Annotated in this window: 16 protein-coding genes and 1 pseudogene; 13 read left to right on the plus strand and 4 right to left on the minus strand. The window is 71.9% G+C overall.

From position 1 onward, the window contains the following. Positions 1–305: pseudogene (locus VF697_RS20485) on the minus strand (histidine kinase); the annotation flags it as partial. Between the two features lie 276 nt (positions 306–581). On the opposite strand from VF697_RS20485, the gene VF697_RS20490 reads away from it, so the two are divergent. From VF697_RS20490 to VF697_RS20520, 7 genes are all read left to right on the plus strand, one after another. After that, positions 582–1,061 carry a chemotaxis protein CheW gene (locus VF697_RS20490; RefSeq protein WP_331097476.1) on the plus strand — a complete coding sequence of 160 codons (480 nt, stop codon included), beginning with the start codon at positions 582–584 and terminating at the stop codon, positions 1,059–1,061. Next, positions 1,061–2,521, plus strand: a complete 1,461-nt coding sequence (locus VF697_RS20495; RefSeq protein ID WP_331097503.1) for a CheR family methyltransferase — start codon at positions 1,061–1,063, stop codon at positions 2,519–2,521. The genes VF697_RS20490 and VF697_RS20495 overlap by 1 nt, the downstream gene beginning before the upstream one ends. After that, positions 2,521–3,150: a chemotaxis protein CheW gene (locus VF697_RS20500; RefSeq protein ID WP_331097478.1), complete on the plus strand. Its 630-nt coding sequence runs from the start codon at positions 2,521–2,523 to the stop codon at positions 3,148–3,150. Before VF697_RS20495 ends, VF697_RS20500 begins: the two co-directional genes overlap by 1 nt. Further along, entirely contained in the window at positions 3,147–4,796 is a 1,650-nt protein-coding gene (locus VF697_RS20505) for a methyl-accepting chemotaxis protein (RefSeq protein WP_331097480.1), read from the plus strand. Before VF697_RS20500 ends, VF697_RS20505 begins: the two co-directional genes overlap by 4 nt. A gap of 2 nt (positions 4,797–4,798) precedes the next feature. Further along, complete coding sequence (locus VF697_RS20510; protein WP_331097504.1) at positions 4,799–6,952, plus strand: hybrid sensor histidine kinase/response regulator; 2,154 nt, start codon at positions 4,799–4,801, stop codon at positions 6,950–6,952. Then, a complete protein-coding gene (cheB, locus tag VF697_RS20515; RefSeq protein ID WP_331097482.1) occupies positions 6,949–8,007 on the plus strand; it encodes a chemotaxis-specific protein-glutamate methyltransferase CheB in 1,059 nt (352 codons plus the stop codon). The genes VF697_RS20510 and cheB overlap by 4 nt, the downstream gene beginning before the upstream one ends. A gap of 132 nt (positions 8,008–8,139) precedes the next feature. Beyond that, complete coding sequence (locus tag VF697_RS20520; protein ID WP_331097484.1) at positions 8,140–9,819, plus strand: ATP-binding protein; 1,680 nt, start codon at positions 8,140–8,142, stop codon at positions 9,817–9,819. A gap of 106 nt (positions 9,820–9,925) precedes the next feature. On the opposite strand, the gene VF697_RS20525 is transcribed toward VF697_RS20520, so the two are convergent. Both VF697_RS20525 and VF697_RS20530 read right to left on the minus strand, forming a co-directional pair. Beyond that, positions 9,926–10,318 (minus strand): hypothetical protein, encoded by a 393-nt coding sequence (locus VF697_RS20525; RefSeq protein WP_331097487.1) that lies wholly within the window; start codon positions 10,316–10,318, stop codon positions 9,926–9,928. 167 nt (positions 10,319–10,485) lie between these two features. Next, complete coding sequence (locus VF697_RS20530) at positions 10,486–10,932, minus strand: hypothetical protein (protein WP_331097488.1); 447 nt, start codon at positions 10,930–10,932, stop codon at positions 10,486–10,488. Between the two features lie 178 nt (positions 10,933–11,110). Between VF697_RS20530 and VF697_RS20535 the strand changes: the two genes are divergently transcribed. The 6 genes from VF697_RS20535 to VF697_RS20560 all read left to right on the plus strand — a co-directional run bounded on the left by VF697_RS20535 (position 11,111) and on the right by VF697_RS20560 (position 15,343). After that, positions 11,111–11,788, plus strand: coding sequence for a hypothetical protein (locus tag VF697_RS20535; protein ID WP_331097490.1), 678 nt, complete (start codon positions 11,111–11,113; stop codon positions 11,786–11,788). After that, the gene (locus VF697_RS20540) at positions 11,785–13,200 is read left to right on the plus strand and encodes a glycoside hydrolase family 1 protein (RefSeq protein ID WP_331097492.1); all 1,416 of its coding nucleotides are present in this window, start codon (positions 11,785–11,787) and stop codon (positions 13,198–13,200) included. The genes VF697_RS20535 and VF697_RS20540 overlap by 4 nt, the downstream gene beginning before the upstream one ends. Positions 13,201–13,251: 51 nt before the next feature. Then, complete coding sequence (locus VF697_RS20545) at positions 13,252–13,743, plus strand: PilZ domain-containing protein (protein WP_331097493.1); 492 nt, start codon at positions 13,252–13,254, stop codon at positions 13,741–13,743. Between the two features lie 17 nt (positions 13,744–13,760). Then, entirely contained in the window at positions 13,761–14,246 is a 486-nt protein-coding gene (locus tag VF697_RS20550) for a PilZ domain-containing protein (RefSeq protein ID WP_331097495.1), read from the plus strand. A 97-nt stretch (positions 14,247–14,343) separates the two neighbouring features. Then, positions 14,344–14,766, plus strand: coding sequence for a hypothetical protein (locus VF697_RS20555; RefSeq protein ID WP_331097497.1), 423 nt, complete (start codon positions 14,344–14,346; stop codon positions 14,764–14,766). 4 nt (positions 14,767–14,770) lie between these two features. Then, positions 14,771–15,343 (plus strand): hypothetical protein, encoded by a 573-nt coding sequence (locus VF697_RS20560; protein ID WP_331097499.1) that lies wholly within the window; start codon positions 14,771–14,773, stop codon positions 15,341–15,343. 39 nt (positions 15,344–15,382) lie between these two features. Here the strand turns inward: VF697_RS20560 and VF697_RS20565 are convergent. Then, on the minus strand, positions 15,383–15,750 hold a 368-nt coding region (locus VF697_RS20565), incomplete at its 5' end, for a CheR family methyltransferase (protein WP_331097501.1).

The following is a 15,750-nucleotide window of genomic DNA, read 5'->3' on the forward strand; positions in this document are numbered from 1 at the left end:
GCGGAGTACTCGCCGGACACCTCCTCCAGGTCGAACCCCAGGTCCAGCCGCTCCAGCACATGGAGCTCCGGCGTCTCCGCCACCTCCCGGCGCTCGCCCAGGTGGCGCCCCTCCACCATCCCCGCTACCCGGTCGAGCAGCAGGGGCAGGTGGCTGCCGAGCCGGGGGTTGGGCAGGCCCTGCAGAGATGGCAGGAGGCGCACCGCTCGCTCCCATTGCTCCTGGATGCGCATGCGGTGTCCCCGGATGAAGTCGTGGAGATGCAGGCGGCCGTGCACCTCCAACGGTGACTCATGCTCCGCCATGCCTTGAAGATGGAGCAGCCCCCATGGGTGAGGCGGCACCCGCCCCCACTCCGCCAGGAGGCCCCCTTCCAGGGCGACGCACCCTCCATGCCCACCACCGCCGAGGTGCTCTCCAGAGGCCCACTCACGTGACATGCGCGCACGGGCCCCGTCACACCCGGACAAGTGGGCTCGTGGACACAGGACGTCCACCACCTGTCAGCATCCTCCGCTGCCCCACACGCGAGCGGCCGCGGCGAGCGCCTCGCGCCTAGACTGCGCACGATTGGGAGACCCATGGTGACGTCCACGGCTCGTGAGGTCCTTCTCTTCACACTGGAGGGGCACCGCTACGCGCTGCCTACGGAGGACGTGCGCGAGCTGGTGCGGGCCGTGCGCCTCACCCCCCTGCCCCGAGCACCCGCGGTGGTGGAGGGGCTGCTCGACCTGCGGGGAGAGCTCCTCCCCGTACTGGACATGCGTCGGCGCTTCCGCTTGCCCGTCCGCCCGCTCGTCTCCTCGGACCACCTCGTGGTGGCTCAGGCCGGGCCCCGCCGCGTCGCGCTGCGGGTGGACCGTGCCGAGGGCCTGCTCGCCCTGGAGCCCGGCCAGCTCGACCCGTCACCCGGGGAGCTGCCGGGCGTGGGCTACGTCGCTGGCGCCATCAAGCTGCCTGACGGGCTCGTGCTCCTCCACGACCTGCGTACCTTCCTCTCCGAAGCGGAGGGGCTCGCATTGGAGGAGGCGCTCGCGGAGCAGGAAGGAGCCTCGCGGTGATGGACAGCACCCAGTCCTGGCGCCACCCCGGCTACGTCGCCGTCCTCGACCTCGTGGCCGCGCGCGCGGGCCTCTTGCCCCCGAGTTGCCCGCCGGCCGCCATGGAGGGCATCGACCGGGCCATGGCCCGCGCCGGCCTGTCCGCCGACTTCGACGCCTACCTCCTGCGGCTCGAGGCGGACCCCGCCGCCCTGGACGACCTGCTGGTGGAGCTCACCATCGGGGAGACGTACTTCTTCCGCAACCCGGAGCACTTCGACTTCGTGCGCTACGAGGTACTCCGGGACATCGCCCGGCGCCGCGGCCCCGGGCACGTGGTGCGCGCATGGAGCGCGGGCTGCGCCTCGGGCGAGGAGCCCTACTCGCTCGCGGTGCTCCTCCTGGAGGAAGGCTACGGAGGCCGGATGGAGGTGTGGGGCACGGACGTGTCGCGCGCCGCCCTGGCCCGCTCCCGGGTGGCCAGCTATGGCGAGTGGTCCCTGCGCGGCCCCCAGGCCCACCGCATGCGGCCCTTCCTGCACCCGGAGGGCAGGCGCTACTCCCTCGCTCCCGAGGTGCGCGACCGCGTCCGGTTCGGCTACCTCAACCTCGCCGAGGACACCTGGCCGTCCGCCTCCTCCGGCATCTGGGGCATGGACATCATCTTCTGCCGCAACGTCCTCATCTACTTCAACCGCCCCACCATCGAGGCGGTGGCCCGGCGACTCTACGCCTCGCTCGCCGACGGGGGCTTCCTCATCCCCGGCCCGTCGGACCCCTCGTTCATCGGACTCGCGCACTTCGAGACGGTCCTCACCGACTGGGGCGTCGTCTACCGCCGGCCCGTCGCGGGCGACAGCGCGAGGCCCTCCTCCCACCGCGTCGCCACGCCCTCGCCGTTTCCCGCCACACCGCCGCCGCCTCCTCCGCCCGTGGCGATACCGCCCCCCGCGCCCGCGCCTCCTCCCGCTGCCTCCGCCGGGCCCGAGGAGTTGGAGCGCGCGCGACAGGCCCTCTCCCGCGGGGACTGGCGCGAGGCGGCGCGACAGGCCGGAGCACTCCAGGAGGACCCGGGGGCCGCGGCGATGGCGGTGCGCGCCCTGGCCAACCTCGACGCCCAGGCCGCCGTGCGCGCCTGCGCCGAGGCCAGCGTGCGCCACCCGCTGGCCGTGGAGCTGCGCTACCTCGAGGCCCTGCTGCTCATGGGCCTCGGCCGGCTGGAGGAGTCCGAGCGCGCCGCGCGCCAGGCCCTCTACCTCGAGCCCACCCTGGCCGTGGCCCACCTCATGCTCGGCCACCTCCTCCGGCGTCAGGGGGACACAGCGGGCGCCCTGCGCGCCTTCCGCGCCGCCGAGTCGCTGTGCGCCACGCTCCCCGCGGACGCGCCAGTCCCCCTGGCCGAGGGCGATCGCGCCGGCCGGCTGGCGGAGGTGGCCCGCGCGGAGCGCACCCGGTTGGAAGCCCATGAGGAGCTGCACTGATGCCGCGAGGCGATGACGCGAAGGGCGGCGGGCTGGACTGGGCCGCCGCCTATCGGAGGCTGGACCGGCTCGCCGCCGCCACCGAGGCCTCCACCACCTCCACCCCCGAGGCCGAAGCGGCCCTGCTCGCCGAGCGCGCACGCGCGCTGGCGCGCCCCCTCGCCCGGGAGACCCAGGCCGGCCCCCTGCTGGAGCTGGTGCACTTCCGCTCCGGCGAGCAGGACTACGCGCTGGAGACGCGCTTCGTGCTGGAGGTGCTGCGCGCCCCGGAGCAGCTCGTGCCCCTGCCCGGCTCGCCCGAGGTGCTGCGCGGCCTCGTCCTGCTGCACGGCGAGGTGCTGGCGGTGGTGGAGCTCGCGCCCCTCTTCGGGCGGGCCGCCCCCACCCCCCCCGGGCCCGTGCTGGTGGTGGGCTCGGACCGACCGGAGCTGGGCCTGCGCGCCGACCGGGTGGAGGAGGTGCTGCTCGTCTCGCGCGACACGCTCCTGCCCGCCCCCGCGGCGCTCGGCCCCCAGGAGCGCGCGCTCGTGTCTGGCATCCGCCGCGACGGAATCATCGTGCTGGAGGGAGCGGCCCTGCTGAAGGATGGTCGCCTCTTCTTCGACATCTCCGAGGAAAGGGCCGTATGAGCATCGGGAAGAAGATCGCCGCGGGCTTCGGCCTGTGCCTGCTGGTGCTGCTCACCGTGGCCCTGGTGGCCTTCCAGGGGGCGCACCAGCTCACCCAGACCGCCGACGGGCTGGTGGAGAGCCGCGACCAGGCACGCTCCATCCGGGACGTGCGCTCGATCCTCCTGGACGCCGAGACGGGCCAGCGCGGCTACCTCCTCACCGGGGACGCGCGCTACCTGGAGCCCTACGAGCGGGCCCTCCAGGACATGGCCATGCGCCTCGACGGCCTGCACAAGATACTGAACGACGATCCCGAGCAGCGCGCGCGGCTGGCCCGCATCGAGCCCCTCATCCGCGACAAGCTCACCGAGATGGCGGAGACCGTCCGCCTGCGCCAGCAGAAGGGACTCGAGGGCGCGCTGGACGTCGTCCGAACGGACCGGGGCAGGCAGTCCATGGATCAAATCCGCTCGGGACTCAACGAGATGTTGGAGATCGAGGACGACCTCTGGCTCCTCTTCGAGCGCGAGGCCCGGACGAGTGCCGAGCGCAGCCGGCTCATCCTGGCCGCGGGCACGCTGCTGGGCGCCCTCGTCGTCGTCCTCGGCAGCATCCTCATCACCCGCTCCATCACCCACCCGCTGGACAAGCTGGTGGCGGGCGCGGACCACATCGGCCGGGGCAACTTCGAGCACCGCATCGACGTGCACAACCAGGACGAGACGGGCGAGCTGGCGCGCGCCTTCAACGCCATGGCCGAGCGTCGGCAGCAGGCCGAGACGCAGCTGACGAAGCAGGCCGGGGAGCGCGAGCACACCCTGCGGACGGTGGCCGAGTTCGTCAACCAGCTCGCCGCCACCACCGCGGAGATCCTCGCCAGCACCACCCAGCAGGTGGCCGGCGCCCAGGAGCAGGGCAGCGCGGTGGCCGAGACGGTGAGCACCATCGAGGAGATCGCCCAGACGTCCGAGGAGGCCGCCGGCCGCGCCCGCGCCGTGAGTGAGTCGGCCCGCCACTCGGAAGAGGTGGGAAGGAATGGCCGGCGCTCGGTGGACGAGGCCATCGCCGCCATGGCCAGCGTGCGCGAGCAGGTGGAGTCCATCGCCTCGCGCATCCTCGCCCTGGCCGAGCAGGCCCAGGCCATCGGCGACATCATCACCACCGTCAACGACATCTCCGAGCAGACGCACATGCTGGCCCTCAACGCCTCCATCGAGGCCAGCCGCGCCGGCGAGCACGGCCGGGGCTTCGCCGTGGTGGCCTCCGAGGTGAAGGCCCTGGCCGACCAGTCCAAGAAGGCCACCGCCCAGGTGCGGCAGATCCTCGGTCAAATCCAGAAGGCCACCCAGGGCGCGGTGATGACCACCGAGGATGGGACCAAGAGCGTCGCCTCGGCCACCAAGGTGGTGACGCAGGCGGGCGCCACCATCCAGGCGCTGGGAGATCTGCTCGCCCAGGCCTCGCTCACCGCGGCGCAGATTTCGGCCTCCGCCAGCCAGCAGGCCACCGGCATCGGCCAGATACGGCAGGCCATGCGCGACGTGAGCCAGGCCACCCAGCAGTCGCTCACCAGCACCCGGCAGACGGAGCGCGCGGTGCAGGACCTCAACGCCATGGGCCAGAAGCTCAAGAGCCTGCTGGGCGAGTACGGGCGCACCGCATGACGATGGACCGGGACAGGCTCGCCCTGGCGCTGATGGCCACGTTCCTCGAGGAGCTCGAGGGGCACGTGGCCGCGCTCAACCGAGACCTGCTCGCCCTGGAGAAGGCCCCCACCCCCGCGCGCACCGGCGAGCTGATGACCTCGCTGCTGCGCACCGTGCACAGCGTGAAGGGCGCCTCGCGCGCGGTGAGCGTGAGCCTCATCGAGACGGCCTGCCACTGGTTGGAGGAGGTGCTGCTCGCGGTGCAGCGCGAGGGCAACACCCGCCCGGACCTCATGGAGCTGTGCTTCAGCACCGCGGACGCCCTGGACGACGCGGGACGGCGGCTGGCGCAGAAGCAGGACCTGCTGGGCTCGCCGCTGGAGTCCCTGCTGCCCCGGCTGGCGGAGGCGGCGCACGCGCCCGAGTCCCGCCCCGCGCACGCCGAGCCTCCACCCCTCCCGAGGCCTCCCGTCCAGGCCCCCGCGCCCCAGCCTCCGTCCCCGCCCCCCGTGGAGGCCCCCGCGCCCGGAGCGGAGGGGCTGCCCGTGCGCGTGTCCGCCCAGAAGCTGGACGCGCTGCTGGCCCGCAGCGGCGAGCTGCGCGTGGCGGGCCTGCGGATGGAGGGACGGGTGGAGGCGCTGGAGGCGGTGCGCGAGGAGCTGCACCAGCTCCGTCTCGGGCTGCGGGGCGCGGACGAGCTGGCGGCACGGCGGCTGGAGCTGCGACTGGCGCAGCTCGGCCGGACGCTCGCGGCGGATCAACGCACGCTGCTGCAGACCACGGGGGGCCTGGACGACGAGGTGCGGCGCGCGCGCACCCTGCCCTTCGCCGAGGCGTGCGCGGGGATGGAGCGCAACGTGCGGGACCTGGCGCGCGCCGCGGACAAGCAGGTGCGGCTGGAGGTGCATGGTGGAGCGCTGGAGCTGGACCGCTCGCTGCTGCAGGGCCTGCGCGAGCCGCTGATGCACCTGGTGCGCAACGCGGTGGCGCACGGGATGGAGGCCCCGGAGGCGCGGCGCGAGGCGGGCAAGCCCGAGGAGGGGCGGGTGACGCTGACGGCGCGGCTGCGCGGAGGCCGGGTGGAGGTGGTGGTGGAGGACGATGGGCGGGGGCTGGACCTGGGCGCCATCCGCACGCGGGCCCGGGAGCGGGGCCTGCCCGTGCTGGAGGACGCCGGGGACGCGCGGCTCATCTTCCTGTCCGGCCTGTCCACGGCGGCCTCGGTGACGTCGGTGTCCGGCCGGGGGGTGGGGCTGGACGTGGTGCGCTCGCAGGTGGAGGCGCTGCGCGGCAGCGTGGACGTGTCCTTCCAGCCGGGCCAGGGCACGCGCTTCGTCCTGGACGTGCCCCTCACGCTCAGCACCCTGCGGGTGCTGCTGGTGACGGCGGGCGGGCAGTCCTTCGCGGTGGCCGGGGAGAGCGTGGCGCGCCTGCTGCGCCTGGAGCCCGCGGACGTGCGGGTGGTGGAGGGCCGGCAGATGTGGGCCGCCCCCGAGGCCCTGGTGCCGCTCGCCCCGCTGACGACGGTGCTCGGCCTGCCCGCGGGCTCGCCCCGCCCGCGCCCCGGCGCCATGGTGCTGGCCTCGGGCGAGGTGCGCGCCGTGCTGGTGGTGGACGAGGTGGTGGCCGAGCAGGAGGTGCTCATTCGAGGCCTCGGCCCCCGCATCCGCCGCGCGCGCCACGTCTCGGGCATGGCGGTGCTGCCCGACGGGCGCATGGCCCCGCTGCTCAACGCCCACTCCCTCGTGCGCGCCGCCGAGGGCCGCACCTCCCCGGTCGGCCTCTTCCCCACGCCCATCGAGAAGAAGGCCCGCAAGCGCGTGCTGCTCGCCGACGACTCGATGACCACCCGCACCCTGGAGCGGAGCATCCTCGAGGCGGCCGGCTATGACGTGCTGGCGTGCGTGGACGGACAGGAGGCCTGGGAGCGGCTGCAGGCGGAGGGGGCCGACGCCCTCGTCTCGGACGTGGAGATGCCGCGCATGGACGGCTTCTCCCTCACCGAGGCCGTGCGGGGCTCGCCGCGCTTCGGCCGCCTGCCCGTGGTGCTCGTCACCGCGCGCGCCAGGCCCGAGGACAAGGCGCGCGGTCTCCAGGTGGGGGCCAGCGCCTACCTGGTGAAGAGCGCTTTCGACCAGACCCATTTGTTGGAAACCCTGAGGCAGCTCCTATGAAGCCCGACAAGCTCCGTGTCCTCGTCGCCGAGGACTCCCCCACCGCCCGCCGCCTGCTGGTGGAAATCCTCCGGGCCGATCCCGCCTTCGAGGTGGTGGGCGAGGCACGGGACGGCGTGGAGGCGCTGGAGCTCACGCGCCGCCTGCGGCCCCACCTCGTCACCATGGACATCCAGATGCCGAACATGGATGGCCTGGAGGCCACCCGGCGCATCATGACGGAGGTGCCCACGCCCGTGGTGGTGGTGTCCACGCTGGTGGAGCGCGACATCCAGACGTCCATGGCCGCGCTGAGGGCCGGGGCGCTGGCGGTGCTGCAGAAGCTGGTGGGCCCCCAGGCGCCGGACTTCGAGGTGGAGGCGCGCCGGCTGCGCGACACGGTGAAGGCCATGGCCGAGGTGAAGGTCATCCGCCACTGGCCCACGCGCGAGGACTCCCCCACGCCGCGGCCTTCCACGGTGCAGCCGCGCCGGGTGCGGCCGGCCGTGCTCGCCATCGCCGCCTCCACCGGCGGCCCCGCGGCGCTGCACCGCATCCTCTCGCAACTGCCCGCCACCTTCCCGCTGCCCATCCTCGTGGTGCAGCACATCGCCCTGGGCTTCGCCAAGGGACTGGCCACGTGGCTCGACAGCGTGTGCCCGCTGGAGGTGAAGGTGGCCGAGGAGGGCGAGGCCCTGCGCCCGGGCGTCGTGTACATCGCTCCGGACGACCGTCACCTCGGCGTGCGGGCGGACAGGCGCGTGGCGGTGTCGAACGCCGCCCCGGTCGGCGGCTTCCGGCCCTCGGGCACGTGGCTCTACCGCTCGGTCACCCAGGCCTTCGGGTCCGCCATGGCCGCCGCCGTCCTCACGGGGATGGGACAGGATGGGCTGGACGGTTTGCGAGAGGTACATGAAGCGGGGGGCTGGGTGCTGGCGCAGGACGAGGCCACCTCGGTCATCTATGGCATGCCGGGGGTGGCGGTGGCGGCGGGCGTGACCGATGAGGTGCTGGCCCTGGAGGACTTCCCCCGACGCTTCCGTGAGCTCGCTGGCCTGGAGGCCGGAGGAGCGTGAAGGAGGGGCACCTGGCGCACGTGGGAACTATCTTCCAATGGACGCCCGCCGGCCCGCTCCACGGCCAGGATGGACGGTACTCCGGGGGCATGAAATGAAGAGGAGTCCGTCCCCGACCGTTGCGGCGTCACCATGACCTCTCCCGCGTCCGGATTCGAGCTGGCCTTCAAGGCCCTACCGGAGCCCGCCTACCTTCTCGATGAGGCCGGCCGGGTGGTGGCCTGCAGCACGGCGGGAGCCCAGGTGTTGGGGCTGGTGCCCGAGCTGCTCATCGGCCAGCGGTGGGCGGGGCTGGCCCTCGGAGCCGAGGAAGGTGCCCTGCTGGACTCCGGGCGGGCGGTGGCGCGGACCACGGGCGCGCCCCACTCGGTGGAGGCCACCTGGCCGAGCGCGACCGGTCCCCGGCCCCACGGCTTCACCTTCACTCCACTCGAGAAAGGAGAGGGCACGGCGGGGATGCTGGTGCTGGTCCGCCCCCTCACCGAGGCGGAGACGGTCTACTCGCGCGCCCTCGCGCTGGAGCAGGCCTCCCGGGCCGAGGTGGAAGCGGCCGAGCGCCGCCAGTCCTTCCTCTACCAGGCGATGACGACGCTCTTCGCCCACCCGCCGGATCCGCAGGGCATGTACACGCTGCTGGCGCACCTGGCGGTGCCGGACCTGGCGGACTGGTGCCTCGTGGACGCGGTGGAGCAGGGCGCGTGGGTGTCCCGCGTGGCGGTGGCGCACCTGGACCCGACCCAGGCCGAGCAGGCCCGCGCGCTGCCCAGGCGCTTCGAGCGGCGCGAGGCCCCGGTGGGCGTGCTGCGCGTGCTGCACACGGGCGAGCCGGAGCTGGTGCCCGCGGTGACGGACTCGCTGTTGCGTGCCGCCGCCAGCGAGCCCGAGCACCCGGCGCTGCTCAGCCGGCTGCAGGCGCGCTCGTACATGATCATCCCGCTGAGGGCGCGGGGGCACACGCTGGGGGCGGTGACGTTCGTGTCGGGGGCCTCGGGGCGGCGCTACGGCCCGAGCGACCTGGCGCTGGCGGAGGACCTGTGCGTGCGGGCGAGCCTGGCCATCGACAACGCGCGGCTCTTCGGCGAGTCGCGGCGGGCCACGCGGGCGCGCGAGGACCTGCTGGCGGTGGTGTCACATGACTTGAAGAACCCGCTGGGCGTGGTGCAGCTCGCCTCGGCGCTGCTGCTGCGGGGCTCGCAGGGCAAGCCGGGCGGCGAGCAGGTGCAGAAGCAGGCGGGCCGCATCCAGGCGGCGGCGGAGCGGATGGGCCGGCTCATCTCGGACCTGCTGGACTGGGGCCGGATCGAAGCGGGCGGACTGCCGCTGGAGCCGTCGGTGCACGGCGTGACGTCGCTGGTGACGGAGGCGCTGGAGAGCGTGCGGCCGCTGGCGGAGGCGCGAGGGCTGCGGGTGATGGCGGAGCTGCCGCACGGGGACGTGCGGGTGAAGTGCGACCGGACGCGGGTGTTGCAGGTGCTGGGCAACCTGCTGGGCAACGCGGTGAAGTTCACGTCGGACGGCGGGCTGCTCACGCTGGGGGCGCGGGTGCAGCGGGGCGAGGTGCAGCTCTGGGTGCGGGACACGGGCACCGGCATCCGGCCCGAGGCGCTGCCGCACGTCTTCGAGCGCTACTGGCAGGCGAAGGAAGCGGAGAGCCGGGGCACGGGCCTGGGGCTCTACATCGCCAAGGGGATTGTCGAGGCGCACGGCGGCCGCATCTGGGCGGAGAGCCAGCTGGGCCGGGGCAGCACCTTCACCTTCACGCTGTCGGTGGTGGCCTCGGGCGCCGAGACGGAGCCGCGCCCCAGCATGTAACCTGCCCCCAGCCTCCAGCCCTCGGGGGTGGCCGGGAGGCGCGGCGAGGCCCATGTCCACGCGGGGGACGAGACGTGCCTCCCCGGAGTACGCGGGTGCTACTCCGTCAACGCTCGTCTGACGGCAGGAGACCAGCGCGGGCGGCCTTCTCCCTCGCATCCTCCACGACGTTCAGGATGCGAGGGGACTCCGGGAAGACCCGCTCCGCCAGCTCGCCGAGCTTCAGGGCCTTCTCCAGTGTGTCCTTCCTGCGCTCCATCACCCAGAAGTCGATGAGCCCGGCCCACGAGTTCTCGAGGGCATGCAGGGCGCTCGACACGCTCTCCTCGAAGAGCTTCTCCGCCTGCTCGGGTGAAGCGAGGAAGGTGTCGGTGAAATGGGCAAGCTCCAGCAGGGCTGGAGCGCTCCGGCCCGAGGCCAGGACAGCCTGATCGAGGAGTCGCTGAATCTCCGCGAACGCCTCTTCCGTCCCCACTTCGGGCTGATCGGTCAGTCGCAACAGCCGTGCGAGTTCCAAAAGGTTGGGCGTGAACGCTGGGCACTCTCGCGCCAGCGTCCGGAGCTGCTGGAGTTGCTCCGGACTTGCTTCATTGACCGAGCCGGCATCCCGAGCCGCTCGCATCCTGGCCATCATCTCTTCGAGACTGGGATGTGCCATTGGCTCCTCTAGAGCTTCTCCATGAGGCGCGACTGTTCTTTGATGAGCTTGGCGGCCTCCTTCAACTGGGCCTTGGTCGCGAGGCTGAAGTCTCCGTCATCCAACATCTTCTGGATCTGATACAGCGTGTAGTCCTTGAGCTGCGAGGGGAAGTCCTTTGCCCGCTGGAGGCGCGCGGGAACCTCCCCCAGCTTCGTGTTGAGCTTGGCGATGCTCTCCAGCAACCGGGTGGCTTGCGGTTTGGACAGCAACCCCGCGGCACTGGACTCCGCGATGAGCACCTCCGCCTCGGCAAGCTGTCCCTGCGCAATCAATGCATGAATGCGGGCAACAACGGAGTTCCCTTTGACGCGCACGCCCTCTTCGGGCTCGTCGCGTTCAATCCACGGCACAGCGGCTCCGTCGCGGACACCGCCGGCCCCATGGCCGCACGCTCCGGTCAGGAGGGCAAGCATGCTCAGGAGCACTCCCCAGTTGCTCACGAGTACCTCCCAGATAGCGATGTCGCGCCTACTAGAGTAGCCCCACCTCCCGACCCTCTCCCAGAGGGAAGAAGGGACGCACCCGGAGCGAAAAGCCCGGGGGCTCCCAGGTTTCAACAGGTCATTCCGCCCGGCTATGGTTCGACCTGCCATGCGTCCCCTTTTGCTGGTCCTCCTCGTGCTCGCCGTGGCTCCGCCCGCGCACGCGCAGTCGCACGACGGCGACTCCCCGCCCACCGCCTCGCCGACGCGCGCCCTGCCCGGCTCGGAGCTGCACGTGGACCTCGGCGCCCTCTCCGGCGGCTTCACCCACGGCGGGGGCGCGTGGATGGACTCCTTCGCCGCCCAGGCGGCCTCGGGCCACCTCCTCCTCGGCGGCCTCACCCTCGAGGGCGGTGTCCTCTCCCTCCTGCCCGTGCGGCGCGGCGGCGCCGGGGCCAGCCTCACCCTCACCGCCCGCGTCGGCTACACCGGCGAGCACTGGAGCCTCGTCGGCGGTCCCGTGCTCGGCCTCGCCTACGCCGCGCGGCCCGCCCTCCAGGTGCTGCCCTCGCTCAAAGCCCTCTACCGCGTGGGCCCCGTGGACCTGCATGCCGGCCTGCTCGACCTGCACGGCCTCGTCCCCGCCCACCTCGGCGCCTCGTGGCGCGGCGTGGGCCTCGCCTACGTGCTGCCCCTCGGTGCCCGCGCCTGGGCCAGCCTCCCCCTCTCCTCCGCCCTGAGCCTGCGCGTCGAGGGCTTCGCCTTCCGCCTCGGCAACGCCCAGTCCGCGATGCTCACCGTGGGCCTCTCCGCCCGCCCGTCCTCCCTCGCTGGAGCCCCGCCATGAGCCCCCGCTCCCTCGTCCTTGGCCTTGGCCTCGCCCTCCTCGCCGGCTGCGGCGAGCAGCGCCCCTCCTTCGAGCCGGAGAAGGTGAACGCCGCCCCCCTCGGCAAGGGACTGCCTCGCGGCTTCCTCCTCGGCGCCTCCACCGCCAGCCACCAGGTCGAGGGCGGCAACGAGAACGACTGGGCCCGCTGGGAGCGCGCCAGCTTCCCGGACGGCACGCCCCACATCCACGACCGGAGCGTGTCCGGCCCGGCCACCGACTCGTGGAACCGCTTCGACGAGGACGTGAAGTTGATGAAGCGCCTGGGCTCCAACGCCTACCGCTTCAGCGTGGAGTGGAGCCGGCTGGAGCCCACCCCCGGCGCCTGGGACAGCGAGGCCGCGGCGCGCTACCGCCAGTGGGCCCAGGCCCTGCGCGCCCAGGGGATTGAGCCCCTGGTGACGCTCTACCACTTCACCCTGCCCACCTGGGTGGCCGAGTCCGGGGGCTGGGAGAACCCCGCCACCCTGGACGCCTTCGAGCGCTTCGCGGGCCGGGTGGCCGACCTGCTCGGGGGCGAGGTGGACTGGTGGTGCACCATCAACGAGCCCAACGTGCTCGCGGTGTTCGGCTACATGGACGGCGTCTGGCCCCCGGGCAAGAAGGACACGAAGGCCATGGCCACCGTGCTGGCCCACCTCATCGAGGCCCACGCCCGCGCCGCGCGCCAGCTGCGCACCCATGACCTGGTGGACGCGGATGGGGACGGCAAGGCCACCCTCGTGGGGCTCGCCCACCACGTGCGCGTCTTCCAGCCCGCCAGCGGCTCCACCACGGACATCGCCGTGGCCGGCCTCACCGACGAGTTCTTCAACGAGAGCGTCCCCAACGCCCTGCGCACCGGCCGCATCTCGCTCTCCGTGCCCGGCTCGGTGTCCCTGCGGCGCGAGGTGCCCGGCCTGAAGGGCTCCCTCGACTACTTCGGTCTCAACTACTACTCGCGCGACCACGTCCGGCAGGACGCCTCCCCCTCCTTCTCCCACAAGTACGTACCCGCGGGGTACGACACCAACGACCTGGGCTGGGAGCTCTACCCCGAGGGCCTCTACCTCTTGCTCAAGCGCTACGCGGCCTTCGGCCTGCCGCTCGTCGTCACGGAGAACGGGATGGATGACCGGAGCGGCGAGCGCCGTCCCTACTACCTGCGCAGCCACCTGTACGCGGTGGAGCAGGCGGTGGCGGCGGGGGCGGACGTGCGCGGCTACTTCCACTGGAGTCTGATCGACAACTTCGAGTGGGCCGAGGGCTACGCGCCCCGCTTTGGCCTCTTCCGCGTGGACCGGAGCAGCCCGGAGCTGGTGCGGCAAGACACACCCGCGGTGGAAACCTTCCGCGAGGCCGCTCGCAACCTGGGGCTGACGCCCACTCCCTGATGGACGAGAGAGCGAAATTCCCAGAAAGTACGGGGACACAGGAGCGACACCATGGGTGTGATCCAGTTCATCGATGAGTTCCGCGATCTCCACGCCAAGTCGCGGCAGGGACAACTGACGGAGTCCGAGCGGCCGGCCTACCTGGCGGCGCGGGAGCAGTTCGCGCGGGCGCTGCTCAATGCCCAGGGCCTGATGCTCGACGGCGCCGAGGCACGCAAGCACTACCGGGTGGCCCACCAGCTGCCAGTGGAGCTGCAGATGGCCTATGGCAACGTGTGGACCAACACGCTGGACATCTCGGCGGGTGGCTTCTCGGTGATGCTGCCGCACGCGGTGGACCCGAAGGAGCGGCCCAGCGCGCTGCTGCAGCTGCCGGATGGCACGGGGCTGGCGGGCCGGGTGCGGGTGGTGTCGCAGTTCCAGCGGGCCGACAAGCACCGCGCCTCGTTCGCCTTCCTGGATCTCACCGAGCGCGAGTCCGAGATGCTGGAGGGATTCCTCGTCGACTTCGCGCTCGAGCGTGTGGGCATCACCCCTCCGTGAAACCGTAAGGGGTCGTGATGGGCGCCAATCTCTGGGTGGAACAGTTCCGGGCGCTGCACGCGCGAGCGCGCAAGGGGCAGCTCCCGGAAGAGGAGAAGCGGCGCTATGCGGCGGCCCGGGAGCAGTTCGCGCGGGCGCTGACGGCCGCGCAGGGCATGAGCCTTCCCCCGGGCCAGTCCGCCCGGCGCAACTTCCGGGTCGCCCAGGGGCTGCAGGTGGACCTGAGCCTGCCGGGCGAGCAGCTCCGCACCATCACGTTGGACGTCTCGCTGGGGGGCTTCTCGGTGATGCTGCACAGGCCTCCGTCGGAGTCGGACCTGCACGGCTTCTCGCTGCGGCTGCCGGGCGCCGCGGAGCCGCTGGTGGGGCGCGCGAAGGTGGTCGCGGTGCAGCGCAAGATTGGCACCCACCGCGTCGCCTTCGCCGTGCAGGGCCTCTCCGAGAAGGACGCCGAGCGCCTGGAGATGACCCTGTTCGATCTGGCGCTGGAGCGCATCAAATAGGGTCCCCCCGCGCATGCCGATGGCTTGGACCGTATCCGCGAGAAGCCCGACCGCACGACGTTACGCGCTCGCCATATCGCTCCTGCTCTCGGGATGTGTGACACCCGTCACCAGAACCATCGTCACAGGGCAGATCGAGCCCAGACACTTCCAGTTCGTCACGGTCGTCAAGCAGCGCGGCAAGAAGCCAGGCGGCTGGCGCGCGGCATGCGTTCACGTCAACATCAAGAGGAGCACGGGAGAGGCCTTCCTCTGCAGGTTTGGCGTGGATGTGCCCATCGAGAACGATGACAGCCCTTTTTCCCTCCCGCTCGCCCAGCGCATCGCGGCAGAACGCGCCAACGAGGCAGCGCGGCTCGTCTTCGGCTCCGCGACACCGGCGTCCGGTCTCGGCCTGTTGTGCGAGGCCTTCAAGAAGACGTTCGGAAACCTGCTGGACGCATCCGTCCGTGGCTCGCGCGTGAAGACGGCATGCCACGAAAAAACCATCCCCGTTCAATTCGGTGAATTCGTCCCCTGAGCCCATGAACCTGTCCGCGGAGCACCTGCTTTCCGTTGCGAAGAACTATTGGCGCTCGGACAGGTATCAGCACATCACCCAGGAGATGAGTCCCGAGGACTACAAGCGCGAAGCCCTTTGGGAAGAGAAGCTCCAGCAGGTCGACCGATGGCATGCGTTCCTGGGTGAGCTCGATCGAGCGCTCCCCGGCTTCACCATTGGAGATGGCACCGCGACCCCGGACGCATGCTTCCGTTGTGTCGCCTACCCGGTCAAAGGCCGGCCGCTCCCACCGTTCGACTGGGTCGTCGTGGGCTGCATCAGCATCCTGGCGCCCATCTACATGATTTACGGAATCGAATTCGAGCGCGCTGGCAAGGTGCGGCTCAGCTCCACGGTCAGCTTCGAGCCCCTCCCGCCCCAGATGCGACACCCCGCCGAGGTCTTCGCCAGGAAGATCGAGGCAACGTTCGGCGTCAGCGCACTTCCCCGCGAAGTCGCCGAAACCCCTGTCCCGCTCGTGGTGGAATGGAAAGAGCCTCCAGAGACGACCCTCTTCCATGCGCTCTTCTCGAACAAGCCCGAAAGCGTGCCTTGATTCAGCGATGACCCCGCCCTCGGTCTGATTCGCGCCCCTCTAGGACTTCGCGCAGTAGATGTTGGGGGCCACGCAGCGGGCGGGCTCGGCGCTGCCGGTGAGGCTCTCCGCGTGCCCGAGGAAGAGGTAGCCCGTGGGGGGCAGCCGCCGCAGCAGGGCGCTCAACGCCTGGGCTCGCGCCTCGGCCCCGAAGTAGATGAGGACGTTGCGGCAGAAGATGAGCTCGAAGGGCCCCTCTGGCCAACCCCGCTCGTCGCTCAGGTTGACGCGAGCGAAGCGCAGCACGTCCCGCGGCTCCGGCCCCGCCTGCATCCACCCCTCCTGGCTGCGCACCCCCTTCAACATGAAGCTGCGCAGCAGCGGCCGGGGGATGCTCGCCGCCTTCTCCAGGGGCCACAGGCCCTGCT

Source organism: Archangium sp. (assembly GCF_036388035.1).
GTDB lineage: Bacteria > Myxococcota > Myxococcia > Myxococcales > Myxococcaceae > Archangium.